Annotated in this window: 21 protein-coding genes; 16 read left to right on the top strand and 5 right to left on the bottom strand. The window is 37.9% G+C overall.

Features of this window, described 5'->3' with window-relative positions; genetic code table 11:
- The first annotated feature begins 209 nt into the window (after window positions 1–209).
- The 8 genes from REI64_RS10065 to REI64_RS10030 all read left to right on the top strand — a co-directional run bounded on the left by REI64_RS10065 (window position 210) and on the right by REI64_RS10030 (window position 12,017).
- Window positions 210–1,427, top strand: coding sequence for a HEAT repeat domain-containing protein (locus REI64_RS10065; protein WP_308849987.1), 1,218 nt, complete (start codon window positions 210–212; stop codon window positions 1,425–1,427).
- 26 nt (window positions 1,428–1,453) lie between these two features.
- On the top strand, window positions 1,454–2,881 hold the full coding sequence (locus REI64_RS10060) for a glycosyltransferase (protein WP_308849986.1): 1,428 nt from the start codon (window positions 1,454–1,456) through the stop codon (window positions 2,879–2,881).
- Window positions 2,881–5,751 carry a tetratricopeptide repeat protein gene (locus REI64_RS10055; RefSeq protein ID WP_308849985.1) on the top strand — a complete coding sequence of 957 codons (2,871 nt, stop codon included), beginning with the start codon at window positions 2,881–2,883 and terminating at the stop codon, window positions 5,749–5,751. The genes REI64_RS10060 and REI64_RS10055 overlap by 1 nt, the downstream gene beginning before the upstream one ends.
- 9 nt (window positions 5,752–5,760) lie before the next feature.
- Window positions 5,761–7,884: a DUF4838 domain-containing protein gene (locus REI64_RS10050; RefSeq protein ID WP_308849984.1), complete on the top strand. Its 2,124-nt coding sequence runs from the start codon at window positions 5,761–5,763 to the stop codon at window positions 7,882–7,884.
- Between the two features lies 1 nt (window position 7,885).
- Window positions 7,886–8,458 carry a DUF1573 domain-containing protein gene (locus tag REI64_RS10045; protein WP_308849983.1) on the top strand — a complete coding sequence of 191 codons (573 nt, stop codon included), beginning with the start codon at window positions 7,886–7,888 and terminating at the stop codon, window positions 8,456–8,458.
- A 140-nt stretch (window positions 8,459–8,598) separates the two neighbouring features.
- Window positions 8,599–11,148 (top strand): glycoside hydrolase family 9 protein, encoded by a 2,550-nt coding sequence (locus tag REI64_RS10040; RefSeq protein ID WP_308849982.1) that lies wholly within the window; start codon window positions 8,599–8,601, stop codon window positions 11,146–11,148.
- A gap of 50 nt (window positions 11,149–11,198) precedes the next feature.
- Window positions 11,199–11,384: a hypothetical protein gene (locus tag REI64_RS10035; RefSeq protein ID WP_308849981.1), complete on the top strand. Its 186-nt coding sequence runs from the start codon at window positions 11,199–11,201 to the stop codon at window positions 11,382–11,384.
- Between the two features lie 63 nt (window positions 11,385–11,447).
- Complete coding sequence (locus REI64_RS10030; RefSeq protein WP_308849980.1) at window positions 11,448–12,017, top strand: DUF2911 domain-containing protein; 570 nt, start codon at window positions 11,448–11,450, stop codon at window positions 12,015–12,017.
- Between the two features lie 378 nt (window positions 12,018–12,395).
- On the opposite strand, the gene REI64_RS10025 is transcribed toward REI64_RS10030, so the two are convergent.
- The 5 genes from REI64_RS10025 to REI64_RS10005 all read right to left on the bottom strand — a co-directional run bounded on the left by REI64_RS10025 (window position 12,396) and on the right by REI64_RS10005 (window position 16,096).
- The gene (locus REI64_RS10025) at window positions 12,396–12,890 is read right to left on the bottom strand and encodes a hypothetical protein (RefSeq protein WP_308849979.1); all 495 of its coding nucleotides are present in this window, start codon (window positions 12,888–12,890) and stop codon (window positions 12,396–12,398) included.
- Window positions 12,887–13,468 carry a sigma-70 family RNA polymerase sigma factor gene (locus REI64_RS10020; protein WP_308849978.1) on the bottom strand — a complete coding sequence of 194 codons (582 nt, stop codon included), beginning with the start codon at window positions 13,466–13,468 and terminating at the stop codon, window positions 12,887–12,889. Before REI64_RS10020 ends, REI64_RS10025 begins: the two co-directional genes overlap by 4 nt.
- A gap of 247 nt (window positions 13,469–13,715) precedes the next feature.
- The gene (locus REI64_RS10015; RefSeq protein WP_308849977.1) at window positions 13,716–14,042 is read right to left on the bottom strand and encodes a multidrug efflux SMR transporter; all 327 of its coding nucleotides are present in this window, start codon (window positions 14,040–14,042) and stop codon (window positions 13,716–13,718) included.
- An 85-nt stretch (window positions 14,043–14,127) separates the two neighbouring features.
- The gene (locus tag REI64_RS10010; RefSeq protein ID WP_308849976.1) at window positions 14,128–14,595 is read right to left on the bottom strand and encodes a DUF6265 family protein; all 468 of its coding nucleotides are present in this window, start codon (window positions 14,593–14,595) and stop codon (window positions 14,128–14,130) included.
- Between the two features lie 103 nt (window positions 14,596–14,698).
- Complete coding sequence (locus REI64_RS10005) at window positions 14,699–16,096, bottom strand: aldehyde dehydrogenase family protein (protein ID WP_308849975.1); 1,398 nt, start codon at window positions 16,094–16,096, stop codon at window positions 14,699–14,701.
- A gap of 115 nt (window positions 16,097–16,211) precedes the next feature.
- On the opposite strand from REI64_RS10005, the gene REI64_RS10000 reads away from it, so the two are divergent.
- The 8 genes from REI64_RS10000 to REI64_RS09965 all read left to right on the top strand — a co-directional run bounded on the left by REI64_RS10000 (window position 16,212) and on the right by REI64_RS09965 (window position 26,550).
- Entirely contained in the window at window positions 16,212–17,435 is a 1,224-nt protein-coding gene (locus tag REI64_RS10000; RefSeq protein ID WP_308849974.1) for a hypothetical protein, read from the top strand.
- Between the two features lie 160 nt (window positions 17,436–17,595).
- Window positions 17,596–19,998 carry a prolyl oligopeptidase family serine peptidase gene (locus tag REI64_RS09995; RefSeq protein WP_308849973.1) on the top strand — a complete coding sequence of 801 codons (2,403 nt, stop codon included), beginning with the start codon at window positions 17,596–17,598 and terminating at the stop codon, window positions 19,996–19,998.
- 51 nt (window positions 19,999–20,049) lie between these two features.
- Window positions 20,050–20,949 carry a DUF4886 domain-containing protein gene (locus tag REI64_RS09990; protein WP_308849972.1) on the top strand — a complete coding sequence of 300 codons (900 nt, stop codon included), beginning with the start codon at window positions 20,050–20,052 and terminating at the stop codon, window positions 20,947–20,949.
- Window positions 20,950–21,177: 228 nt separating this feature from the next.
- A complete protein-coding gene (locus REI64_RS09985) occupies window positions 21,178–22,776 on the top strand; it encodes a T9SS type A sorting domain-containing protein (protein ID WP_308849971.1) in 1,599 nt (532 codons plus the stop codon).
- A 197-nt stretch (window positions 22,777–22,973) separates the two neighbouring features.
- On the top strand, window positions 22,974–23,606 hold the full coding sequence (locus REI64_RS09980; protein WP_308849970.1) for a peroxiredoxin: 633 nt from the start codon (window positions 22,974–22,976) through the stop codon (window positions 23,604–23,606).
- A gap of 198 nt (window positions 23,607–23,804) precedes the next feature.
- On the top strand, window positions 23,805–24,113 hold the full coding sequence (locus REI64_RS09975; RefSeq protein WP_308849969.1) for a thioredoxin family protein: 309 nt from the start codon (window positions 23,805–23,807) through the stop codon (window positions 24,111–24,113).
- Between the two features lie 2 nt (window positions 24,114–24,115).
- Window positions 24,116–24,364, top strand: a complete 249-nt coding sequence (locus REI64_RS09970) for a DUF6952 family protein (RefSeq protein WP_308849968.1) — start codon at window positions 24,116–24,118, stop codon at window positions 24,362–24,364.
- A 188-nt stretch (window positions 24,365–24,552) separates the two neighbouring features.
- On the top strand, window positions 24,553–26,550 hold the full coding sequence (locus tag REI64_RS09965; RefSeq protein WP_308849967.1) for a T9SS type A sorting domain-containing protein: 1,998 nt from the start codon (window positions 24,553–24,555) through the stop codon (window positions 26,548–26,550).
- Window positions 26,551–26,583 lie beyond the last annotated feature (33 nt).

The raw sequence follows: 26,583 nt of genomic DNA, 5'->3' as shown, positions 1-26,583 counted from the left end.
CTACAGATTTAGCACTTTTGGGAATGCTTTTCCCCACATAGGGCATTCATGTTCACTCGCAAAAAGCTCATTTAGCCCCATTAGATGCCAAAAAAGTTCAGTTTTCAACTAAAACTAGCTATTAAGCAGGTAAAAACCCCCGATTAAAGGTACAATTACTCCTTTTGGCTCTGTCTTTGCCAAATAGAAAGAAATTTTAACTGAATCAGATGTCGTTGATCAATGCTATCCAACAATATTTAGAGCTAATTTCATCGTATCCCTTTGTACTCCAGGTGGCGTTGTATTTTATCTTTTTTAACAGCATTACTGCTATTACTTTTGTGGCATCTATCTATTTAATTCGCGGAAGAAAAGACAAAGAAGAAAAAATTGAAGAAGAGCTGTATCCATTGCAGAGAAAATTTGTGACAGAAAGGCTGGCAAACGAAGAAATTTTGATTAGCGAAAACATCCTAAACGATTACACAGAGGAAATAGGAAAGCTCAACAATAAGACATACGCCCCGTTGATTACCGCTGTCGAAGATCTCATTAAAACTGACGCAGGTATCATCGAAAATAAGAATTATCGCAACATCATTAAAGGACTTAAAATCGAGGAATATTTGATTAAAAAGCTAGATTTTTCTAATACTAGAGAACGCTTGAGAACTTTTCAATCTTTATCGATATTGGATTTGACAGTACCTGATTCTTCTATTTTACCCCATACCTACAGTAAAAACCCATTCCTTAGAAAGGAGTCTAGAAGCTCTTATCTAGCTATCAGTAACCACGATCCTTTTAAATTCTTTGATCAGCAAGACAACAATCTTAATTTTTGGGATCAAATTAACTTGTTAGAGCAGCTAGAAGCTCACCATAAACATAACTTACCTAATTTTAGCAAGTGGATTCTCTACTCAAAAAACAATTCGCAACTATCATTTATTATCAAAGCGGTAGCCTATTTCAACCAAAGTATTTCTGTGCCTTCATTGATCAACCTTATCGATACCGAAGATCACGAAATTAGAAAGGAAGCGATTATTGCACTAGGTGAAATGCGAGTATTCGAGGTAGAAGACAAGCTAAAAACAATTTATTATCACCAACCAGTAATTTGCCAAAATGCCATCATCGAAGCTATTCTATCTATCAACTCTGGCAATTCTTTGGACTTTTTAAAGTCTATTTACACTGGAGCGAACAATCTGGACACCAAAAAATTGATTGCAGAAGTAATTTACAAATACAGTACCGATGGCAAGATATACATCGAAAATTTATACACCAATGAAACAGGTTTCAACCGATTAATTATTGAGCATATCAAAAACCCTCTAATTCCTTCTAGGCTAAAATCTGCAAGAAAAAATTTGAGAAGACCAACTACCCAAATTGAAGAACAATACAATCACAACAATTTAAATTTTTCAATATAGTTTAGCTAGTCGTCACCACCCGTAACATGGACTCCACCGCCTTTAGTTTATTTGAATATTTCGTCTTTTTCTATGCGTCTTCGCTGTTCCTATCTTACTCGGTATTAGGCGTACTTTCTTTTATCAATATCATCCGGTACAAAACGTATAGCTCAAAATTAGACGATAAATTTTTGCTCAATTCACCACTTACACCTGGTATTTCTATTGTTGCGCCAGCATATAACGAAGAGAAAACAATCATCGTTAACGTAAAATCGCTCTTGACGTTAAATTATCCATTATTTGAAGTAATTATTGTTAACGATGGTAGTAAAGACAAAACCCTAGAGCTGCTAATTGAAGAGTTTGAATTGGTAGAAACGCCTTACGCTTACGTAGAAAGAATTAAAACCAAACCTTTCAAGCGTATTTTCAAATCTACCAACCCAAAATACAGTATTTTAACTATCGTAGACAAAGTTAACGGTGGAACCAAGGCTGATGCTTCAAATGCGGGCATCAATGCTTCGCAATATCCTTACTTTTTATGCACTGATGTAGATTGTATCTTACACCGAAATACCATGCTTAGGATGATTAAACCCATCCTTAACTCAAAAGTAGATACGATTGCTGTAGGCGCTACGCTTAGGATGTCGAACAGTTGTGATGTGGAAGATGGTACAATTACCCGAGTTAGACCGCCAAGAGCATTAATTCCACGCTTCCAGGAACTGGAATACCTTAGGGCCTATCTATTTGGAAAAATGGGTTGGGGATTGGTCAACTGTGTACCCAACATTTCTGGAGGATTGGGGCTTTTCAATACAGAAATTGCCATTAACTCGGGCGGTTATAGCGGCGAGTCGCACGCTGAAGACATGGACCTAACCACAAAAATGGCGGCCTTCATGATCAATAATAAGCGCAAGTACCACATCGACTACATTCCTATTTCTTGCTGCTGGACAGAAGGACCACCCAATATTCAAATCTTATCAAGACAGCGTGTAAGATGGGCAACTGGTCTGGCCCAAATCTTTGTTGTACATCGTAAAATTTTATTTAATCCACGCTATGGGCGTTTAGGCATGGTTGTTTTTCCTTTCATGTTCCTTTACGAATTTTTAGCACCAATTATTGAGATATTTGGTTTAGCATGGTTCATTTTACTCATCTTAAAGGGTGATGTGAATTGGAATGCGGCCATGTATATCTTCCTTTATTCATATTCATTTGCAATTACGATAGGAACATTAGTAATTTTATACGATAATTTTATTCAACGTCAATATAAAACGCTCTACGAAACTTTCAAGTTGTGGATCCTCATATTCGTTGAATCCTTCATCTACCACCCATTATTGGCTTTTTTCTCTGCAAAGGGATATTTCAACTACTTCACATCTCGCGAAGTAAAATGGGGCACTATGACAAGACAAGGGGTTAAAACAGTGAAAAAGGCAAGTTAATGAAGATCAATTTACACCGTACGTTTAAATATTTTGTGATGAGCACAATTTTCCTTTTGCTCATTAGCAATCTATCGGCTCAAGATTCATCTGACGAGTACTTCACTATGGCCAGAGTTGCAGGTTCCAAGGGTAATTTTGCAAAAGCAGCTACTTATGCCGAAAAGGGACTTAAAAAGTCACCGTTAGACATGGATATCAAAGAGTATCTGGGTAAGTGCTACATGGAGCTTGGACAGCTTGATAAAGCTCGCTTTACCTTATTGGAGGTACTGAAAGAAAGTCCTAGACGTGTTGACGCTAGACACTACCTGATTAACATTGAAACCCAAACCAAAAGATACTACAGTGCCGTTTGCTACGCTAATGAATTATTAGAAATTACCCCGTATAGCAAAGGGCTTTGGTTGAGAAAAATACAGCTTTATAGCTTAATGCAGAATTATGTAGAAGCAAACAGATCTGCCAAAAGATTATATCAAATTTTCCCTGAGGACAATGAAATTAAATCACTATACAACAACATTTTAAGAGAAGAAGTTACTCGCTTAAACAAAAGTAAAGACCTGCCTTCAAGCGTAGATCAGTTTGAGAAAATTATTGAGATTGCGCCAACAGACCCAGAGGGATATTTAAATCTGATTAACGCTTATACCAAGATGGGAAATTACTCTGCAGCACTTTCTATTGCCGATAGAGGTTTACAAGCGATCCCGTTTCATCAAGGTATTTTAGATAAGAAAATTGGGCTTTTGGATGAAACTCACGAGTATCAAAAAGCAATTGCAGTAATTGAAGAGCGCATGAGAAAAGGAGAAAGTGCGCACTATAAGCAGGTGCTAAACTACATGGTATCGAAAGCCGCTAGGTTTTACAAAAACTCAGATCCTTATGTGCTTTACTCTCGTATTTACGACCAAAACCCTAAAGACAGCGAAGCATTCGATTACCTTTTAAGCACATCTATATCAAGAGGTTACTTTACACAAGCTGAAGAACTGATTAACAAATCATTAAAGTCTAACCCCAACTCTAAAGATCTGTTGGCTAAACAACTTTATGTGTACGAAGCGCAGAAAGATTGGGAGCGTGCTGGAAATAGCATTGAGCGATTGAATACGCTTTATCCAAACGATGCGGATGTAAAAGAAAAATATCGCAATTGGACCTACCAGAAGGCAAAACTAGATTATAACGATCAGAACTACAAAGAGGCTTTATGGGGTTTCCTAAAAGTTTCGCAAACGCCAGAATACAAAAAGTATGCTGCACAGTATATTTTCGCCATCCACAATAACCAAAAAGCGTACGCTGATGCTTTAAAAACCATCAATACTTTAGTTGCTGATTATCCGCAAGAAAATCAATACATCCTTAATAAAATTGATTTATTGATGGCGATGAACGACTTTGAAAGTGCTTATAACTTGGCCAAGGAACAGCAAAGTAAAAATATTGATAAACCAGAATTTGCACACATGTATGCAACGGCTTCGCTGGGCTATATCCGTGATTTGAATAAAAAAGAGGATTTCGAAAAGGTGAAAACCATTGCCAACGAACTGTTATTGAGCGACCCGCAGCAAGTAGAAGCCTATAATTACGGAATTGGTGCTAGAGTAGCGATGAAACAATACGATGAAGCTATTGCGTTTATCCAATCAAAAACCTTTCAGATTGCACAACCGAAAGAATTTAAGCTAAAGTTAGCGGGTGTTTATGCCGAAGCTGGAAAGCACGAAAATGCAACTGCTTTGTTAAAGGAACTGCACCAAGAATATCCTTTTAACGACAGCATTAAAAATACTTTGGTAGAAGAAATGTTGGTGTATGCAAAAACATTGGACGACAGCAGCAATTTCGCTAAGAGCAAGGAAATTTATGGCGAAATTAGAACCGTAGATCCTAAAAATACCACTGCTGCAATTAAGCTAACCAATATTTTAATTGAACAAGGTGATTTAGCTAGATCGATGCAGATTGTTGATTCTACCTTGCTTTACAACAAAGATTATCCAGATTTACTATATCAAAAAGGTTTGATATTTGAGAAAATGGGCGATTTTAAATTGGCAAGGGAGTATCATCACAAATTTATGAAGCCTTTGGAAAAACCACAGGAACATAAAGACCGACTAGATTATCTGGAAAGCAAAGAGTTGAAAAACCAAGTGAATGTAAGTTACTTGAACACCACATCCGACTCGACGATTTTAAATACTTCGATTGCGAGTTTAGAGTATTTGAGGGACTTAAACAAGAATAACAAGCTGGTGATTAGAGGTAATTACGCCGGTCGAAAAACCGGGGCATCAGGACAGGCAGAAGTAGATTGGTACCACACCTTTAATAACAAAGCAAGTTTTCTTGCCAATGTGGGCGTGGCCAATGCCTTTTTTCCAAAACAAAAGGTCGCTTTCTCGTATTTTCAGCCTTTTGCAAAGGTATGGCAGGCAGAAATTGGCGCACGTTACGCCCGTATGCTCGATAACACTAGCTTTACAACAGGAGCAATTGGTATAGAGCGCACCTTTAATAATGTGTGGTTTAATGCTAAGGCTTTAATTATGACAGATGGACAGAACTTGTTTAATACCGTTTTTGCCCAATCTAGGTTTTTCATGAAAAACGAGCGAAATTATGTGGCTACAATGGCATCTATTGGTACAGTACCCGAAGACCAAAGATTACTTTTTCAAACGAATACCTTTACCAATTACATGAATACAATGGTGGGTGCAGGATATTACCATTTTATTAACGCAAAAACCTCTTTTGGCCTACAAGGTAATTGGTACAACTTTAAAGTTGCCGAAAATGCTTATGTAAACCAATACAATCTCTTTTTAACGCTTAGAACTAAGTTTTAAATCGTCGAAATGCAAACTAGAGCAAGTTTATTAGTTGTTATTGTGCTTTTGTTGATGAGCTCATGTGCCAAATCGAACGATTTTGTGATTTACAAAAGGGGCGAAATAAAGCCTGTTGTTTATTATCCGAATGGTGCTAAGACTGTAGCAGATGAATTTGTAAGCTTGTTTAGAAAGCTTGGGGAGGATTTGAGTTTGAGCAATCAGTCGCCAAGAATAGAAAAGCCATACATCAGTCTAAAAATTGATGCAAAAATAGACGGTTTTAAGCTTCAACAAACACAAAACGGATTATTGATTAGTGCTGGCACAGAAAAGGCACTGAAACAAGCCATCTACCACTTTTTCGGCAACTACACCAACCTTAATCAATTCATAGCTAACACGGCAAATTTAAATCAAGAAGCAATTGCTGTTCCATTGGGTTTAGATTATACCTCAGACAGTCCATTTTCGTATAAAGAGCCATATTTCGCGGAAAACTTTGACCAGCAGTTTAGGCTTTGGAACAACACCAACACCCTAGAAGAAAGTTGGGCGCTTTGGGGACACAACATTGGAAAGCTGATTAAGGTAACGCCTAAAATGTACGCTATAGTTGATGGTGAGCCAAATGAAGAACAGCTGAACTTTTCTAGCGTAGACCTACAAAAAGCCCTAGAAAGGGCAATTGAGGAGAAGCTACAGAACGAACCTAGCATCAATAAGTTCATGATCATGCCTTATGATAACGATTTGGTGTGTAACTGTGAATTGTGTTTAAAAGAAGGAAACAGCAGAACCAATGCTAGTCCGGCAGTATTTGCACTGATTGACAGATTAGCCGCTAAATTTCCAAAGGCAAGTTTTTATAGTACTGCTTATGTAAGCACCGAAAAGGCACCTCAAAAGCCTGCAAGGGAAAATGTTGGGGTGATGATTAGCACGATGTCTTTTCCAAAAGGAATTGTAATAGAGCGCTCAAATAAGGCACAACAGATCAGTCAATACTTTAAGAGCTGGCAAAATATTACCAAAAACATCTATTTGTGGGATTACGCCATTAATTTCGATAATTACTTTGAGTTCTACCCCACGGCAAGCACTGCACAAAGAAACCTTCAGTTTTATATCAAAAACGGTGTAAACGGCATATTTATGCATGGAAGCGATGAGGGTTCGTTTGCGGCTTTCGGCAACCTGAAAAGCTACCTCTATGCACAAATGTTAAGCAACCCAGATGCAGACCTTAAAAAGCACATCAATTTGTTCTTAGAAAACACCTATCCCACCGTCGGAAAAGAGCTGGCGACCTACTATATCAGCATAGAAGAACAAGCCTTAAAAAGCAATAAAACATTTGATATATATGGAGGCACTAAATTAGCTGTAAATAAATACCTTAAATACGATGAATTAGACAAAATATTTAAAATAATTTTAGCCAAAAAACCGAAAGTTCCTAATAAGGAATATAACCTTTTATTGATGTCTTTTGTGTTTCAAAAACTAGAACTATTAAGGATAAATGGTTTTAAGGAAAATGGTTACGCAACCTATCAAAACCAACAAAGAAAGTTAAACCCAGAAATTCAAGCTGATTTATCTCTTTTGAAGCAACTGAGTATAACAACTGGAATTAGTCGATACAATGAAATAGGTCTAAAAATTGGGGATTACATTAACGCCTGGAATTCGAGAATAGTGAATGCGTCATATCAAAACCTTCTTTATGGCAGGCAATTAAAAGTTAATACAGACTTAGACGAAGAATACAGCGACGTAACTATGTTGAACGATGGCGCCCTAGGTTTTGAAGACTATTACAACAATTGGCTACTCAATAGTTCAGCCAAGTTAGCTATCAGTGCAAATACTGAAGGGTTGCAAAAAGCTAGTACGGTACAAATCGACTTTTTGTACGATAAGAAACATAAAATTTATCCGCCAGAAAAAGTAAGCGTTTACATCGGAGATCGTAAATTTGAAACCGTACTAGGACAAAAAACAGAGCCAGAAGCGGGTAGAAAAATAATTAGGGCAATAATTCCTGTTAAAATTAACGCAAACGATACTTCGATTAAAATAGAGATCACTAAACAAAGTCAAAAGCAAAAAAGATCGTTTGCCTGCGACGAAATTATAATAAAATAGGATGAAGATAAACGGACATACCACTTGGCAGCGCAAAAAGCTCAGCATATCCATCTATTTAAGCATGGCTATTTTTGCATTCATGACGTTATCGGGATGCTCTGCCGACACTAAACAGAATTTAACCACTGTAAAAATAGAAGATCCTGAACGCAAGTACTTCCCTATTTTACAAGGGCAACGACAAAACATCAATGTAAAGGTTTTCAATACAGGTGACCATCCCTTGAAAATCTACGAGGTATATCCATCTTGCGGCTGCACGGTTGCTAAATATCCAACAAAATTAATTCCAGTGGGCGAATATGGCACCATAGAAATGGAATATAACAGCAACAAAAACTTGGGCTATGTTGGCATTTACACCACCATTAAAACCAATACCAAAGAAGGTTCGCAAACATTCTTTTTCGAGATTAACGTGGTGCCAGATCCACACTACACGAAAGATTACGAAGAGCTTTACAACGCAGACAAGGAAGCAAACAAAAACCTGGTAAAAGAACTGGTTGATGGTGCTGCAAATCAACAAGGCTATATCACAGATCCAAAGCAAATGCGAAAATTCCAATAATGTTCTCGCAGGCAAGCGAAAGGTTTCTGAAAATTATTTATAATTTAGGTTAGAAATACCACATAGACGCATAGATTTTTGATGACCTCATTAATGTGGTAAGTTCTTTAAACCAGACCAACCAAATTTAGCCGCTTGCCATGAGAAAGATATCCTTTTCTGCCTTAGCCTTTGTTTTCAGCATTGCATTTTTACTCTTCATCGCTTTTAAACCTAAAAATCAGCAAAGCTGGATAAGGATTAACCTTTTGGGTTACCAGCCTAAATCTATTAAAGTTGCCGTTTGGGCAAGCAAGGGAACCGAAATACCAACTAGTTTTGAATTGGTAGATCAAAAAACCGGAAAAACGGTTTACACCTCTAAAAACATTAAAGCGTTTGGCGCCTATGGTCCTTTCAAAACATCGGCAAGGTTAAACTTCTCTGATTTCAAAAAAGCAGGGAACTACTACATCAAGGCAGATGGCGTGAATTCTCCCGAAGTCATCATCAATGAAGATGCTTATAAAAACACGGCTGATTTCGCCCTGCGATACATGCGCCAACAACGTTGCGGTTACAATCCGTTTTTAAAAGATAGCTGCCATACGCACGACGGTTTTGTGGTGTATGGTAAAGAAGGTGGCATTAAAGACAGCACACATTTCGATGCTGTTGGTGGTTGGCACGATGCTAGCGACTACCTCCAGTACTCTACCACTACGGCCAACGCAACCTATCATTTGTTAATGGCCTATCGGGATTTTCCAAAAGCTTTTACCGACACTAAGTTAGCAACTGGACTGGATGGCAAAAATGGTGTTCCAGATGTGGTAGATGAAGCCAAATGGGGTTTAGATTGGCTGATGAAGATGCATCCACAGCCCAATATCATGTTTAATCAACTGGCGGATGACAGGGACCATATCACTATGCGTATTCCGAAAGAAGATAGCCAATATGGAAAAGGCTTTGAACGCCCGCTGTATTTTATTGATGGCAAGCCGCAGCAACGAGGCAAATTTATGAATGATACCAAAGGCACAAGTTCTACCGCAGCTAAATTTGCAAGTGCATTTGCCTTAGGAAGTGAAGTAGTTGGTCAATTTAACCATAACTATTCAGAAGATTTGGTTATGCTCTCTAAAACCGCCTACGAATATGCACTTAAGAAAAAAGGTGTAACGCAAACTGCATCTGTAAAATCTCCTTACATCTACGCAGAAGACAATTGGGTGGATGATATGGAACTGGCATTGTCACACATACAATTCCCTCCAAAAGTATCCGACCTAACAAATCCAACTAGCAAAGCAGGTATTTCTGAACTCGATTCTGCTTTCTTTTATGCTAAACAAGAACCTATCACACCTTGGCTAATTGCCGATACCGCCAAACATTATCAATGGTATCCGTTCATCAATTTAGGGCACTACGAGTTGGCCAAACAATCGGATGGCGATAGAAAACGAGAACTGATTGATTACTACAAACAAGGCATCACTCATGTGTGGAACAGAGCCAAAAACAATGCATTTTACAGAGGTGTGCCTTTTATTTGGTGCAGCAATAATTTAACGGTTGCTTTTGCGATGCAGTGCATGTGGTATAAGCAATTAAGTGGCGACGGCACTTTTTCGGAGCTAGAGCAAGCTAACTTCGATTGGTTGTTTGGTTGCAACCCTTGGGGAACAAGTATGGTTTACGGTTTGCCGAGCTGGGGCGATACACCTACAGATCCGCATTCTGCTTTTACGCATATCGGGAAATACCCAATTGATGGAGGTTTGGTAGATGGGCCAGTTTATACCAGCATTTACAAGAATTTGATTGGTATACAACTGACTAAGCCTGATGATTACGCCGAATTTCAAAGTGATTTGGCTGTTTATCATGATGATTATGGCGATTACAGCACTAACGAGCCCACCATGGATGGCACAGCTTCTTTGGTATATTTGCTAGCGGCTTACGATAGTAGAACAGACAAAGAGTTTTCGAGTTACAAAAAGGAACAAGGCGCAATTATTAGGGGCGATACTAAAGAAAAGCAACTCGCCATTGTATTTACTGGCGATGAATATGCAGATGGTAACAAGCAAATCATTGCCGCGTTAGATAAGGAGAAAATCAAAGCATCGTTCTTTTTTACGGGTAATTTTTACAGAAACCCTGCTTTTTCATCATTCATTAAAACTGCAAAAACAAAGGGGCATTACTTAGGCGCACACTCAGATAAGCATCTACTTTATGCCGATTGGAAAAAACGAGATTCACTTTTAGTGACTAAGCAACAATTTGAGGATGATTTGGCAGCCAATTATAAGGCGATGGAACAATTCGGCATTACCAAAAAATCTGCTCCTTACTTCCTCCCTCCTTTTGAGTGGTACAACCAAACCATTAGCAACTGGACAGAGGATTTTGGATTGAAGCTCATCAATTTTACGCCAGGAACTCGTTCTACTGCAGATTATACGTATCCAGAAATGGGCAAGTCTTACAGAAGTAGTGATGAAATTTACCAGTCTATTATTGAGCATGAGAAACAGCAGGGCTTAAATGGCTTTATTCTATTGCTCCACGTTGGTACCGACCCCAGAAGAAAAGACAAGTTTTATGATAAGCTGCCCGAGCTGCTTAAATATTTGAAACAAAACGGCTACAAAGCGGTTACAGTTAACAATTTATTGAGCAATACAACCAATTAATTCCGCTTTTTAAATTAAAAAATTTAACTTTGGCGCAAAAGTTTTAAAACATGAGCAATTCAGAAAATAACAACAATTTTGATTGGGTTTGGTATGTAATCGGTATGCTAGCGTTTGTGCTTGCTTTTTCTGCAGTTACTTTACATATTGGTTATCTATTCCTTGCAGCTATCATCGGTTTAATTTTCGGTGGGGTTTTCTTAAATGTGATTGTAAGAGGAAGACAAGAGCACTAGCCTTCCATACATCTATTTCTGTAAAGCTGTAAATCAAGATACACAACCAACAAAAATATTTTGATGAAAAAATTTAGCTTTCTAATGTTCCTTTTATTAGGAACTTTTGCTGTAAAAGCACAAAACGTAACTACGGCTGTAAACTTTCCTAAGGTAGACACTAGTCCTTTAGATGTGGTTTACTACCCTTTAAACACTACCAAGTCTAAAGATGCAATAGCACCAGTGATGCGTGTTTTATATTCTCGTCCGCAGAAAAAAGGAAGAGAGATTTTTGGCGTACTTGAACAATTCGATAAAGTTTGGCGCTTTGGGGCGAATGAAAACACCGAAATACAATTCTTTAAAACCGTAACTATTGCCGGCAAAAAAATAAAAGCTGGCAGATATAGTATTTTTGCTATTCCGAGCAAGGATAAATGGACGATCATCATCAACAAACAGAATGATAAATGGGGTGCATTTACTTATGATCAACAAAACGATGTTTTAAGAACTGACGTTGTGGTGAATAAGATCGAAAAAATGATAGAAGCGTTCTCTATTACTTTCATTGATGCCCCTGAGGGTGCAAATTTGGTAGCTGCCTGGGATAACACACAAGTTTTCTTACCAATCGCGTTTAAGAAATAAGAAATTGATATTTGAGAAAAGGGAGGATGGTTATTCTCCCTTTTTTTGTGCTGTAAAATAGTGTAATAAGTCAGCCGTCATTGCGAGGTGCGGCTTGTCCCGATTGTTCTCGGAAAGCGTCCGTTAAGTAAAAGTGCCTTAACTCTAATGTTTTAACTATCAAAAACTAATCAAGTACGCTTATCTATTCGCATTCTTTTAAAACTGATGCTGAAATAAATTCAGCATGACGGGAAGGGATACGTCACCCTGAATTTATTTCAGGGTCAGTTGGCTATATTTCATCTACAGTCCAACGCCATTAATCCGAGCAAATCAATCCAAAAGCGAATGTTGTAACCTAATAAAATGTGTTAAGAAGCACGCTGCTAAAGAGACTTACTTTTTACCTGCCTTCTTCATCCCTTTTTGTAGGAAGAAATCTAAATAGATCAATAACAATACTGCGTTTAGGAATACAAATACGCTTAAAGTTGTTGTATTCATTAGCCCGTCTAACTTAGATTCTAAATTGATGCTTGGCATAGTAACCTTAAAATCTGGCGTTGCGGTAGCAATTGCATAAACCAAAATACCGAATAAAGTGACAGAAAAAAATCCGCCGATGGCGTAAATGATACGAGAATCGACCTTTGTCTTCAACTTCACCGGTGCAATTTCTTGCTGCACCTTGTCCATCACATTTCGGGTGAAAGACATTGATGGCTCGTCAATTTCAAGATGCATTTGCAATTGCTCATTTACTTCCAATAATTGATGATATAGCTGCTTAAAATTGTCGTTAGTTTCCAATTTAGCTTCTATTTCGGCTTTTTCTGCATCGTTGCAGAAACCATCAATGTAGCTCCAAAGTTGTTCCTCTTGATTCATCATATCAACTCCTTTACTTCTTCTTTTAACAAAAGTTGTAATTTTTCTTTTAATCTGTGTCGTGCCCTATGCAATTTCACTTTAATAGTGTTAGGCTCCATTACTAAAGCCTCCCCAATCTCCTCTAAACTTTGCTCTCCTTTGTAAAACAGCGTGATAATTGCCGCATCATCTGGTAACAGCATATTTATGGCTTGGTTTAAGTATTTATAGGTCGATTTTTTTTCTACTGTATTGGCATCAAAAGAGCTATCGTTGTTTGCAACCTGCAACACCTGCTCCTCATCATCAATTGATGTAGAATTAAGCTTTTTCTTTCTTAGATAAGTCATCGCTGTTGTATAAGTGATGGTGTATAGCCAAGTAGAAAACTTAGATGTTTGCTTAAAAGTTCCCAAAGCTTTGTAGGCTTTGATAAAACAATCTTGCGCAATCTCTTCCGCATCTTCCCTATTTTTCGCAAACCGCAGCGCCAAAGTAAAAACAAACCGTTGATGACGCTTCACCAACATCGCATAATTAGCCGTATTTCCAGCTAAAATGGAATTGATAAGGTCTAGATCTGTCTCTACTTGCTGCATATTTAACCTTATGACGCGAGGTGTTGGAAGGAGGTTACAGCAAATTACAAATTTTATAGATGATTTGGTTAACTGTTGAAATCGATTAACTGGTTAACTGACCTAACGCTACTATGCATTCGATTTATTTGGTTAATCGGTTAATTGTTGAAATCGGTTAACAGTCTTGGACGACATTGCAAATTCGATTAACCAATTAACCTGTTCAAACAGTTAACCCAATCACATTTCAACCGATTAACCGAACTTAGTGCGATACTGCTTTTAAGCCAATAATTGAGCCGATTAAAGTGAAGATAAAAAAAATGCGCCAGAAGCTAGCAGGGTCTTTGAATATGAAAATGCCCATCAACACCGTACCTACAGCGCCAATGCCTGTCCAAACTGCATAAGCTGTGCCGATTGGCAATGTTTGAGTTGCCTTAATTAATAGCAGCATACTGATAGTTAGCGACACCAAAAAGCCTACAAACCACCAAGCCGCTTCAGTTCCGGTGGTTTCTTTTACTTTTCCTAAACAAGAGGCAAATGCAACTTCAAAAAGTCCGGCAATAATTAATATAATCCAATTCATGTTTTTAATTTCTGCTGCAAAAATGAGGTGTTTGGGGCGTAATTCCTTTAACAAATGATAAAAAATTGATGCTCTAATTTGAGAATTACTTAACTCTTTGATAAGGAAACTCCATTTTTCTTTTCTTTCCGCCAATGTCTCCTTCTATCCAAGCTAAAAGCTCATCTTTTCCTTTATTCTGATAAATGATTTGTTGAGGAAAGTCATGCTGTTTGTTCTCAAAGATGAAAGTATTGTTTACTGAAGATGCCAATTTAAAATCAGTTCTTCCTTCATTGCCCTTCTCGTAACCGGTTACACAAAAACACCAAGTACCTTTTACCTTTTTCAACACGATTGTTTCAGTGAGCACACTATCGCCTTTCTCGTTGAAACGATGCGAGCTGCCGGTTAAGCTATCGCGATGTTTTTGCCAGCGCTCCATAATTTTTCCTGTTTTGGTTTTCATTTCCCATTTCCCGATTAAAAAATCGAAAGACTTAAGGGTTGTTTTTTTAGCGGAAGCATAACATATTGTGCATACCAACACAAAGATTAAGTAGATTTTTTTCATAATTCCTGTTATTCTTTTCGTCATTGCGAGGCACGAAGCAATCTTACAAATCTAATTAAACGCTTTAAGATTGCTTCGTGCCTCGCAATGACGAGTTAGTTACTTACATAATTTTCTTCAACAACTTCAATACCCACTGCTTGGCATGGTACGGCGGATAAACCAGGCTATTAAAATCGATACTGCGCTGTTTAACCACGGTGCGTTCGTGAGAAAAGTTCTTAAATCCAAAAAAACCATGACTACTGCCCATACCACTATGATTTGCCCCGCCAAATGGTAGTTTTGGGTTAGCAATATGAACCAAAACATCATTAATACAGGTGCCGCCTGCGCTGGTAGATTTAATGATCTTTTTGATGCTTTTATTGTTGTTGCTAAAAATATAAAGTGCCAATGGTTTAGATTTTCCGTTAACAAAAGCAATAGCTTCATCTATATCTAAGAAAGGAACAATGGGCAAAATAGGCCCGAAAATCTCCTCTTCCATCAACTTCGCTTCGGCTGGAACTTGCGTTAAAACCGCAGGATATATTGTCTGACTTTTCTCATCAGTTTTACCGCCCCAGTTAATTCTAGCACCTTTATCAACCGCCTCGGTAATTAAACCGCTTAACCTTTCAAAATGCTTCTTGCTAATAATTTTCCCATAAACTTCTGGGTTTACTTCTTCCTTTGCTTTGAAGTACATCTCGGTAGTGAACTTCTTGTATAGACCAACAAATTCATCCAAGCGGTCTTGATGAATGAGCACATAATCTGGAGCTATACAGGTTTGTCCGGCATTTACCAATTTACCCCAAGCAATTTTTTGGGCAGCCTTTTCTAAATCAACAGCTGCATCTACAATGGTTGGCGATTTTCCTCCTAACTCTAATGTAACCGAAGTAAGGTTTTTAGCCGCTGCACTCATCACAATTTTGCCAATTTCGGTGCTTCCCGTAAAAAAGATATGATCGAAAGGCAGTTCCAACAACTGTTTAGAAACATCTGCATTACCTTCAATACAAGCGATGTGTTCTTCCTCAAAAGTGTCCAAAATAATCTTTGCGATAACTTTACTAGTTGCCGGACTTAATTCGGATGGTTTTACCATAACGCAGTTACCCGCAGAAATGGCAGAAATTAAAGGCGATATCACCAATTGGAAAGGATAATTCCAAGGAGCAATAATTAAACAAACTCCTTTGGGCTCGTAGTAAATTCTGTTTTTTGCAAATGGGTTGCTCATCGTTTTGCCAATGCGCTTCGGCGACATCCAGCTTCGCAGGTTACTAATGGCGAAATCAATCTCACCATAAATAAAAAAAAGTTCAGTTACCGATGCCTCGAAACGACTTTTACGAAGGTCTTTATGCAAAGCAAAATAAATGTCATCTTCATTTTCCCGAATGGCATTTTTCAGCTTTCGAAGTGTGTCTATTCGTTGCAGGGCATTACTTTGTCTTAGCACATATTGATGTGCCTGCTGATTTTTAAATACGCAGCCAATTCTGTTCATAAATACCTAACAAATAGCAAGAATAATTGTTAAACTTAGATAAATTCCTTCAAAACTTTTTTATAATTACAAGCAAATTAGCATTTTGTGCCTAAACAAGACCCCGTATACGATCATGAAGAATTATCTGTTTATTTTTTCTGCTTTATTCTTTTCCTTTCAACTCAAGGCGCAGACTTTAAAACCAGATGTTTTTGTGGTTGGAAATAGTAATGCGGCAGTGGCAGCAGCAATTCAGTCGGCACAATCTAATGTGAAAACTATCCTTTTGTTGCAGGCTGGTGGTTTCGATATTGAGCCTATTGGCAAAGACTTGCATTCTGGTGTACAGGCTACCTTTCTCCAAAAAATCAAATCCTTTAAAAAACAAAATGAGAGCGTTATTGAGAGCGTTATTGATAGCATAGCTGATGTAAAGTTTGACAAGCAGACTGCAAACCAGGTACTCACACAATGGACCGATAGCATTAAGAATTTAACCGTACTTAAAAATGTGCAATGGGTAAAAGCAGATAGATCTGGAAAAGGCTGGGTATTCAAACTATCGGACGGGAGAACGATACGTCCCAAAGTTTTCGTGAATGTTGCCGACCAAAAACTAAATACAGCACTAAAAATCGATGCTTCTACAGCAAACGCTTGGCACAAATTCGACTATGATAGCACCATCTATAAAACCAGTGTAGCTGCTGGAAAACACATTGGCGGTAGTACTAATACCATTTATTCTTTGTATCAATTTTTAATGCCGACCCAAGAAAATTTGGTTTATGTAAACGATGCTTCGAGTATGTTAATGGGGCAATCGGCAGGTGCTATTGCTGCCTATGCCGGATTTTTCAACCTAAAAACCTCCGAATCAAACTTAAAACGTATACAGGGGGAGCTAATTGCCTTTAATACTAACCTGGTCCCTTTTACAGACATAGGAGTAAAAGACGCCAATTGGAAAGCTATGCAAATGGTAGGCTTAACCGGAATGTTAAAAGCAGAAGTGGTAAATGGTAAATTGCTTTTCAATGCAGAAAAATTGGTTAGCACAGCTGATATCAGCCAAACCATGAAAGACCATTTTTACAAAGCCCAAATTTGGTTTGATGATCATAAAAGTGCTATCATTACCATTGATGCTGCCTTAGATCTCATTCGATATGTTGGCAATAAAGCGCCAGAAAGCATGCGTAAAGAAGTAGAAAAGAAATGGAAAACTACGTATGCTTTTGTATCAGATTTTAATGCAGGCAGGCAGATTTCGAGACGAGAATTTGCGGTATTGCTGCAAGATTATGCACCTCCGTTTAATGTTACGATTGATAAGACTGGGAAAATTTTGAGATAAAGCCCCTCTAAATCTCCCCAAAGGGGAGACTTTTAATCTAGACGCCCAATAATTTTGTGTTCTTCGTGTCTTTGTGGTTCATTAAGTCTGTAACATTTGTTTTGCGTGTTTTTGAGAACTGCTTTTTTGCATAACTTGCAAGCACAAGCATAAACTAAGCATGAAAAAGCTATCCTTTCTATTTTTCTTATTTGCATCTGTCGCAAATGCGCAAGATTTGGCGCCCTTAACTGTTTCGAAAATAATGCGGGATCCTAAATGGATGGGTACCTCGCCAGAAAATTACCGCTGGTCGGCAGATAGTAAGTCTGTTTATTTTGATTGGAACCCCGAAAACAATGATAAAGTACAACCTTATAAGTTAACTATAGCTAATCGAAAAGTAGATAAGGCAGAAAAAGATGATGCGGAAAAAAATGCTGTCATCAACTACGTTTACAATAAAGATAAATCTTTAGGGTTGCTAGAAAAAGGTGGAGATATCTACTTAACGAATATCAAATCAAAAAAAGAAACTAGATTAACCAGTACGTTGGAAAGAGAAAGCAGTGCCAAGTTTCTGTATAATAACGATGTAGTTTACCAAAGAGCAGATAACATTTATCAGTTGAATTTGGCCACAGGCGAATTAAAACAGCTCACCAATTTTGTAAAGGGAAAATTAGAAGTTCTACCTCCATCTACACGACCAACGGGAAGACCTAATCCCACTGGAACTTCACAACAAGATCTTTGGTTAAGAAACGACCAAACAGCATTGTTCGATATCATTAAAAAGAAAAATACGGAGAGTGGAAACAGAACAACGGGAAGAGGAAGGGGTTTCGGCTTTGGAAATGATGATGTAAAGCCTAGGGTAATTAAGCCAATACATTTAGGCGATGATTTTATGGGGGGCTTAACTGTTAGTCCAGATGGGAAGTACATAAGCTACAGGTTAATTAAACAAGCTTCTGGAAATAAAAATACTATTGTTCCAAATTATGTAACCGGCTCTGGCTATACAGAAGATATCAACTCTAGGGCAAAAGTTGGAGAAGCACTATCAACCTATACAACTTACGTGTTTAATATTGAGAAAGATTCTGTGTATGCAGTAAATGTTTCGCAAATACCCGGCATTAAAGATTTACCAGATTATGCAAAAGATTACCCAAAACAATTAGAAGAGCGTACGAAAAAGAACGAAGATAGAAAAGTAAACCTCTACGCAGTTAATTGGAACGAAACAGGTTCATTTGCAGTAATAACAGGCAGAGCACAAGACAATAAAGACTTCTGGATTTTAAAGCTAGATCCATCAACTGGAAAGTTAGATTTGATTGATCGACAAAGGGATGAAGCTTGGGTTGGCGGACCTGGAATTGCTCGTGATGTAAGATGGATAGACAATCAAACATTTTATTTCCAAAGTGAGGCAACTGGCTATTCGCATCTATATACCTACAATGTAACTACAGGCGAAAAAAAGCAACTTACTTCTGGCAAATGGGAAGTACAGCAAGTACAGCTTTCGAAGGATAATAAAACATTTTTCATCAAGGCGAACAAAGAGCATCCGGGCATAACTCACTTCTATAAATTAAATGTTAATGGAGGTGAATTGGCACAAATTACTTCTATGAAAGGCGGAAATGAGGTGACACTTTCGCCGGACGAAAAATGGCTGGCTATCAATTATTCTTATATGGACAAGCCTTGGGAATTGTACATTCAGGAGAACAAACCGGGTGCAAAAGCGGTTAAAATTACCAAATCCACTTCGCCAGAGTTTGACAGCTACCAATGGCGCCAACCAGATTTAGTATCGTTCAAAAACCGTCACGGCGATGATGTATACGCAAGAGTTTATCCTTCAAAAAAACCACACCCTAATAAGCCAGCAGTAGTTTTTGTACATGGTGCAGGCTATTTGCAAAATGTGCATTACTGGTGGAGTCAATATTTCCGCGAATATATGTTCAACAACTTACTGGCGGATAATGGTTACACGGTCATTGATATCGACTATACTGCTAGCTCTGGCTACGGTCGTAATCACCGCACCGGAATTTATCGCCACATGGGTGGAAAAGATTTGACTGACCAAGTTGATGGTGTAAAGATGTTGGTAGAGAAATACGGCGTTAATCCTAAAAATGTAGGTTTATATGGCGGTTCTTACGGCGGTTTCATTACACTAATGGCATTATTTAACGAATCGGATGTTTTTAGAGCAGGCGCAGCGTTAAGGTCGGTAACGGATTGGGCTCATTACAACCATGGCTACACTTCAAATATTTTGAACGAGCCAGTGAACGATCCGAATTCGTACAAAAAAAGTTCGCCGATTTATTTTGCAGACAAGCTAAAAGGTGATTTAGTGATGCTGCATGGTATGGTTGACGTGAATGTACATTTCCAAGACATCGTTCGTTTATCACAACGTTTTATAGAACTAGGGAAAGATAATTGGGAATTAGCTGTTTATCCTGTAGAAGATCACGGTTTTGTAGAACCAAGCAGCTGGACTGACGAATATAAACGAATTTTTAAACTGTTCGAAAATACATTGAAAAAATAATTCTTGTTAGCAAGGGATATTCTATATATGTTTAAAAATATTAATAAGACAATGATGTTTAGCATTTTTAAAAAGCGATTGATTTATGTAGTCGTCTTCTTTTCTTTCCTTTCAGCTAACGTTAGTAGCGCAAGCTCCCTAACTTTTAATCAAATTAGGTTCGAAAAACCTATTAAAGATAGTGTTATCAAAATTTTGGCTATTGGCAATAGTTTCTCTGAAGATGCCATAGAGCATTACCTATATGGTTTGGCTAAAGCTGGAGGTTACAAAGTGATTATCGGCAATCTTTATATTGGCGGCGCACCATTAGATCTACATGTAAAAAATGCACAAGATGACAAAGATGTTTACGAATATAGAAAGGTAAATCTTGATGGTTCGAAGCAAAAGTTTCCCAAGACGAGTATTTCAAAAGCATTAGCAGATGAAAACTGGAATTACATCAGTTTTCAGCAGGCAAGCCCCAAATCTGGATTGTTTGAAACCTACGTAGAACCACTGCCAATATTATTCAATTATGTAAAGGAGCGTGCAAAGAACCCGAAAGTGAAATATGTGTGGCACCAAACTTGGGCTTATGCACAGAACTCAACCCACAATGGTTTTGCAAGCTATAACAAAGATCAGATGCGAATGTACAATGCCATTGCAGATGCATCGAGTAAAGTAAAAACTTTAGTGCCTATAGATATTGTAGTGCCCGCAGGTACGGCAATTCAAAATGCTCGTACTAAACTAGGTGATGTGCTAACCAGAGATGGCTACCATTTGGATTTGAATGTAGGTCGTTATACCGCAAGCTGCACTTGGTACGAAGCCATTTTCAAAAAAAATGTAGTTGGCAATCTTTATAAACCTGAGAAAGTTAGTGGCGCTGATGCATTGATTGCTCAAAAGGCAGCACGCAAAGCGACCAAAAAACCGTACAAAGTTTCAAGAATAAAATAATTTTCCGCTTATTTCTGCAATTAAAGCCGCTAAACATGCGGCTTTAATTTTTTTCTTGCGTTTTCTTGCGTTTTCAAATTGGTTTTCGTAATATTATCCTATTGAAACTTAGCTCCTTATCCCAACGGCACCAAAAGCACTTAATTGTATACGTTTTTAGTGGATTGGTTGATTTGCGCTAGGTTCTAACCAAACGAAAAACTTTAACCACTAATTAATTAAAAACGTATGAAAAAACTTTTACTATCTTTTGCTTTTTTGGCTATTGGAGTTGCTGCTTCTGCGCAGACTTTACTCCTTAACACCGATTGGTATAAATTGAGAAGAGATGCCGAGGTTGTATTTGGAACCACTCAAGAAAGGTCTAGCATAGCCTATAATAAGTCTACAGATAAACTTTATTTAGTAGATAGAAACAATAAAATCCAAATATTGAATCCTGCTACTGGAGCATTGGCTTCTCCCTCAGAATTGCCTGTTCCGACCAATTTAGCTGCAACTTGGCCAGAGTCCTACAAGTTTAACAAATTAAGAGTGGCAGATGATGGAGCGATTTATGCGATTAACTTAGCTATAAACACTGACGCAAACAATAGAAAATTTTGCATTTATAGATGGGCTAGCGAAACAGATGCTAACCCTACAAGGGTTGAGTGGGCTGTAACTATTCGTAAAGGAGATTCTTTCGCTGTTACAGGAACAGGAAGTAATACAAAATTATATGTAGGAGGGTCAGGGAATGCGGTGATAACCGTTTTTGGAGTAGACGCTGGTGGAACAGTAAGTCAACTTTACGAGATGAGCACAACTACTAACAATCACGCTAGAGGAAGTATTTCGCCAATTTCAGCCAATGAGTTTGTAATAAATGGACCTTCGTCTGTAGGTATAAGGAAAGTAACACTAAATGTGGCAGGGACTGATATAGATAATAGCCAAACTACAACCTTTTTATCAACTGAAAATATTTTTTCAAATGCGGAATATTTTGTGAACGGAACAAAAAAATATGTGGCCCTATCGGGTTCAGTAATAGGAGGAACCCCTACAAACAATGCAGGAGTTAAATTTAAATTGTTTGATATCACAACCTTGGCTTCTCCTGTCTATCTCTCTTACGCCGAGCTTTTCCCAGAAACTCCTACAGCTGTAACAGGCGGCTCTAATCCAAATGGATATGCTGATGTAGCTATAAAAAGACATGCTAATGGTACACATACCTTTTTTCATCTAGTATTTGCTCATGGCCTCGCTTCGTACACTACAACAGTAACCCTTCCAGTATCCTTAACCTCATTTAACGCAGCTTTAGTAAACGGCCAAAGCACCTTAGCTTGGGAAACAGCATCAGAAACTAACAACAAAGGTTTCGAGGTATTGCGTTCTACAGATGGTAAAGATTTCACAAAAATTGGTTTTGTAGATTCTAAGGGGCAGAACGGCAACTCTTCTACAGCTTTAAGTTACAGTTATGTAGACCGTACCGCTAAAGCAGGTGTAAATTATTATCAATTAAAACAAATAGATCTTAATGGTGATAATGAGCTTTTTAAAGATGTTAAAAGTGTAAACGTGAGCTTAAATGGTTCAGATGTGGTAGTGTTTCCTAACCCTGCAACAACTTATGTGACCGTTAGCGCAGGTAGTGCAGATTTTAAAGATATTAAATACGAGGTTTTTGATGCAAGCGGTAAAAAAGTATTAAGCGAAAAGGCTACAGCCGAGCAGCAGGATATTTCTTTAAGTAAATTGCCTGCATCAATATACTTCTTAAAAATATCTAAAAATGGCGATGTTCAAAAGACAGTCAAATTAGTTAAGCAATAGGTTGTTAGTTAATATATGGGTTAATTTAATCCCGGCCAAATGGCCGGGATTTTTTATTATAATCAAAATCTAATCATAACTTGATAATTATAGCTTCTATCTATAACGCTATCAAGATTTAGTATAGCGGCGCCATTGTCGCAGCATAGTTTTTACCTTATCTTTGCGGCAAGAAAAAATTAAAAACAAAAATAATTATGAGTTTCGTAGGAAAAAAATTCCCAAGTATTACAGTTGATGCCATGTCTGAAATGGGTGACGATTTAAAAATCAACGTTTTTGAAGAAGCAGTAAAAAATAACTCTAAAGTATTGTTGTTCTGGTATCCAAAAGATTTCACTTTTGTTTGCCCAACAGAATTGCACGCTTTCCAAGCAGCAGTAGAAGATTTCAAACAAAGAAATACGGTAATTATTGGCGCATCTTGCGATACTAACGAAGTTCACTTTGCTTGGTTAAATACAGCTAAAGACAATGGTGGTATCGAAGGTGTAACTTATCCATTAATTGCTGATACACACAGACAATTAGCAGGTACTTTAGGTATCTTAGATCAAGAGGTTGAATATACTGAAGAAGGCGAAGAAATCTTCTCTGGTTCAAACGTATCTTACCGTGCTACTTACTTAATTGATGAGACTGGTAAAGTATTCCACGAAAGTGTAAACGATATGCCTTTGGGTAGAAACGTTAAAGAATATATTCGTTTAATTGATGCTTACGCTCACGTACAAAAGCATGGCGAAGTTTGCCCTGCTAACTGGGAAGAAGGTAAGTCGGCAATGAACGCTACAAGAACAGGCGTTGCTGAGTACTTAAGCGCTAACTAAGCAAAAGCTTAAAAATGGCTGTTTATTACAGCTGCATGTCACATTGAGCTTGTCGAAATGTTTCTTTACTGAGGCTTCGACAAGCTCAGCCTGACAAACCATATAACATTCTTTTTCAAAATCATTAAACTATGCGATTTCTTAAAACTGACACAGGACTGAAAGTAATGTGATTGCATAGCTATTAAATATAAAATCATGTTTTTAGAGTTAACAGAAGATAGTTTAAGCCAACACCTTTCGGACAATAAGAAAGTGATGGTACAATATGCAGCTTCGTGGTGTGGCAACTGCCGTATCATGAAACCAAAGTTTAAAAAATTAGCAGCAGAAAATGAAGATGTAGCTTTCTTAATTGTGGATGCTGAGAAGTTCCCAGAATCAAGAAAATTTGCTAGAGTGGATAACCTACCTACATTTGCAGCTTTTGAAAACGGCGCATTGGTAGAGCAAGTTCAAACCAATAAAGCAGAAGTTTTAACTGATTTATTTGCTAAAATAAAGTAATTATGAAGGTTCCAGTAATAAGACAGTTTTTTGAAAACTCAACGCCTGAGCAATTAAATGCAACACTTGAAGTATTGGAAGCGTTTTGTGAGTTTAGAGGTGTGAATGAAGCTGAAGTTGACGTAGCCGGAGAAATGATTACTAATATCTGTGGCGCTTTAGAAGTTCATACAAGTGTTCAAAGTGGTTTAGAGCCAAGAGAAGCTTTAAATGCGTTTTCTCAAAAAGTGATGGGTTCTATCGATAGATAGCAATCTCAAAATATAAAGTATGGCCTCGCAGTTTTAAACTGCGAGGCTTTTTGTTTTACTTCCTTTTAATTAATAGCAAGCAATTGGCATAATACCTACAAGTAAGTATCAATTTAGAGAAAAATACCAACTTTTAGGTATTGCCTAACGGGCTGATATTGAAGAAATTTGATTAAAAAGAACCCGTTATGAAAAAAATTTTACTAACAATTTTTATCGTATTGCTCACCACTATAGGCTTTGCGCAGTGGAGCAATAACCCAAATGCAAATACTAACATAGCTGCAGGATCAGCTGGCAGCAGAGTAACTTTAATATCAAATACTCCGGATGGTACGGGCGGACTAATAACCGTATATAGAGAAGAAATTTACAACCCCACAACTTTAACAACGAGTTATAAAATCTACGTTCAGCTTATTTCTCCTACTGGTGTAAAGCAATGGGGTACTAAGGGCGTTGGCATTACCGATTCTGAAAATGAAATTGGCTGGCCAGGAACTGTTAGCGACGGCAATGGAGGAGTGGTACTATTTTGGAATGAAAGAACTATTGCAGGGAACTATGAATCGGAGAAAATTTGTATGCAGCGCATTGATGCCAATGGAAACAGGATGTTGGGCCTTAATGGAATTGATGTTGTAACAGACATTAGTGAGTATGGTTTAGCAGAAAATATTGTAAGAGACACGGGAGGCAATTATGTTTTTGCTTACTCAGACTACGCGGACAACAAAATATATGCTCGCAAAGTTAATTCAAGCGGGGTACACCAATGGGGCGCACCAATTTTATTAAATGAAGGAGCTAATTTAGGTGAGGTAGAAGAAGGTTTAATTTATCCAGACGGATCGGGCTATATTTTTTTATGGATGTCGGAATATCAAATAGCGGGAGAATGGGGCGAAAGTATTTATTGGCAAAAATTAAATGCTGATGGCACAAAAAACGGATCAAATTTAATGCTCTATGACTTTCCTCCTGCAACAGGCTCAACAGATCACTCATTAGAAGGCTTGGCCTCCGATGGAAACGGAGGTTTTTATGTGGCATTAACAGAATATACTTCTACGGTGGCAAAACTCTATTTACAACACATTCTTAGTAACGGCACAAAAACATTTTCTGGCTGGGGTCTAGAAGTAGATGCTTCTATAGGAAAGTACAACGCAGGCGGCAATTACGTAAATTATGGCGTAGCCATTGCGAGTAACGGAGCTGGTGGAGCAGTAGTTAGTTGGACGGATACAAGGTCTGGAAATGATGGGCTCTATGCGCAGAGTTTTAACAGCGCAGGAACAAAGCTTTGGAACGGCGGAGCAGATGTAACTGTTTTTTCTAGTTTGGTATTGGGCGACTTTTATGGCAGTCATTTACAAGTAGATTCAGACGGAAATTTTGTGTTTATGGTGTCTAAGGATGCTGGCACCAATAATCGACATTTGTATGTTCAGAAATTGTCTTCGACCGGAACTGTACTCTATCCTGCTGGAGGAGTTTTTGCTGCCGGAAGAGCCTCAAGCAAATATGGTGAATTATTAGTTATCGGTAATAAAGCAGTTTTAGTTTGGGAAGACTACTTTTATGATAATGTAAATAACGAACAAGTTTATAGCATATATGCGCAAACGGTGTTCTCAGATGGCACACTGCCCGTAGAGCTAAAATCATTCAATGCAACGGCTAAAGTTTATGGTGCCTTGCTAGAGTGGCAAACAGTAACAGAAACAAACAGCTCACATTTTATTGTAGAAAAAAGTATCGATGGAATTAATTTCCAATCCATCAACACTGTTCCTGGCAAAGGCACTACTCAGGATAAATCTAGCTATCAATTTACAGATGCGAATTTTACCCAATCGGCGTATTACCGTTTAACTCAAGTAGACCATAACGGAAACAAAAAAGTTTACGATGATTTAGTGAAATATCTGAAAGCTTTTGGTAATACCGAAAAGATAGTTGTTTACCCTAACCCAACCGTTGCAAGTGTATTTGTTAAATCTAGCGATGCTACTAAAGGATTGACTGCAACTCTGATGGATTTAACCGGTAGAGTAATAGAATCTAAAAATACTTCGGGAACACAGCTCGAGTTTAGTGTAAGCAGGCTTCCAAAAGGAACTTATTTAGTTCAAAGTAAAGATGACAAAGGAACGTTTACAGAAAAGGTAGTTAAACAATAGAACCAAAAAGCCCCAATTTTTGAATTGGGGCTT

The organism is Pedobacter sp. (genome assembly GCF_031119335.1).
In the GTDB taxonomy this organism is placed as follows: Bacteria; Bacteroidota; Bacteroidia; order Sphingobacteriales; family Sphingobacteriaceae; genus Pedobacter.
Note: the sequence above shows the minus strand (reverse complement) of the source record. Positions and strands in the feature narration are given on the sequence as shown.

What these genes read in the sequence shown, in the direction of transcription:
- REI64_RS10055 (WP_308849985.1), top strand. Translation starts at nt 2,881, where the DNA reads ATGAAGATCAATTTACACCGTACGTTTAAATATTTTGTGATGAGCACA.
- REI64_RS09985 (WP_308849971.1), top strand. Translation starts at nt 21,178, where the DNA reads ATGAAAAAACTTTTACTATCTTTTGCTTTTTTGGCTATTGGAGTTGCT.
- REI64_RS10000 (WP_308849974.1), top strand. Translation starts at nt 16,212, where the DNA reads ATGAAGAATTATCTGTTTATTTTTTCTGCTTTATTCTTTTCCTTTCAA.
- REI64_RS10030 (WP_308849980.1), top strand. Translation starts at nt 11,448, where the DNA reads ATGAAAAAATTTAGCTTTCTAATGTTCCTTTTATTAGGAACTTTTGCT.
- REI64_RS10015 (WP_308849977.1), bottom strand. Translation starts at nt 14,042, where the DNA reads ATGAATTGGATTATATTAATTATTGCCGGACTTTTTGAAGTTGCATTT.
- REI64_RS10050 (WP_308849984.1), top strand. Translation starts at nt 5,761, where the DNA reads ATGCAAACTAGAGCAAGTTTATTAGTTGTTATTGTGCTTTTGTTGATG.
- REI64_RS09965 (WP_308849967.1), top strand. Translation starts at nt 24,553, where the DNA reads ATGAAAAAAATTTTACTAACAATTTTTATCGTATTGCTCACCACTATA.
- REI64_RS09995 (WP_308849973.1), top strand. Translation starts at nt 17,596, where the DNA reads ATGAAAAAGCTATCCTTTCTATTTTTCTTATTTGCATCTGTCGCAAAT.
- REI64_RS10040 (WP_308849982.1), top strand. Translation starts at nt 8,599, where the DNA reads ATGAGAAAGATATCCTTTTCTGCCTTAGCCTTTGTTTTCAGCATTGCA.
- REI64_RS09975 (WP_308849969.1), top strand. Translation starts at nt 23,805, where the DNA reads ATGTTTTTAGAGTTAACAGAAGATAGTTTAAGCCAACACCTTTCGGAC.
- REI64_RS09980 (WP_308849970.1), top strand. Translation starts at nt 22,974, where the DNA reads ATGAGTTTCGTAGGAAAAAAATTCCCAAGTATTACAGTTGATGCCATG.
- REI64_RS10060 (WP_308849986.1), top strand. Translation starts at nt 1,454, where the DNA reads ATGGACTCCACCGCCTTTAGTTTATTTGAATATTTCGTCTTTTTCTAT.
- REI64_RS10010 (WP_308849976.1), bottom strand. Translation starts at nt 14,595, where the DNA reads ATGAAAAAAATCTACTTAATCTTTGTGTTGGTATGCACAATATGTTAT.
- REI64_RS10035 (WP_308849981.1), top strand. Translation starts at nt 11,199, where the DNA reads ATGAGCAATTCAGAAAATAACAACAATTTTGATTGGGTTTGGTATGTA.
- REI64_RS10025 (WP_308849979.1), bottom strand. Translation starts at nt 12,890, where the DNA reads ATGATGAATCAAGAGGAACAACTTTGGAGCTACATTGATGGTTTCTGC.
- REI64_RS10020 (WP_308849978.1), bottom strand. Translation starts at nt 13,468, where the DNA reads ATGCAGCAAGTAGAGACAGATCTAGACCTTATCAATTCCATTTTAGCT.
- REI64_RS09970 (WP_308849968.1), top strand. Translation starts at nt 24,116, where the DNA reads ATGAAGGTTCCAGTAATAAGACAGTTTTTTGAAAACTCAACGCCTGAG.
- REI64_RS10045 (WP_308849983.1), top strand. Translation starts at nt 7,886, where the DNA reads ATGAAGATAAACGGACATACCACTTGGCAGCGCAAAAAGCTCAGCATA.
- REI64_RS10005 (WP_308849975.1), bottom strand. Translation starts at nt 16,096, where the DNA reads ATGAACAGAATTGGCTGCGTATTTAAAAATCAGCAGGCACATCAATAT.
- REI64_RS10065 (WP_308849987.1), top strand. Translation starts at nt 210, where the DNA reads ATGTCGTTGATCAATGCTATCCAACAATATTTAGAGCTAATTTCATCG.
- REI64_RS09990 (WP_308849972.1), top strand. Translation starts at nt 20,050, where the DNA reads ATGATGTTTAGCATTTTTAAAAAGCGATTGATTTATGTAGTCGTCTTC.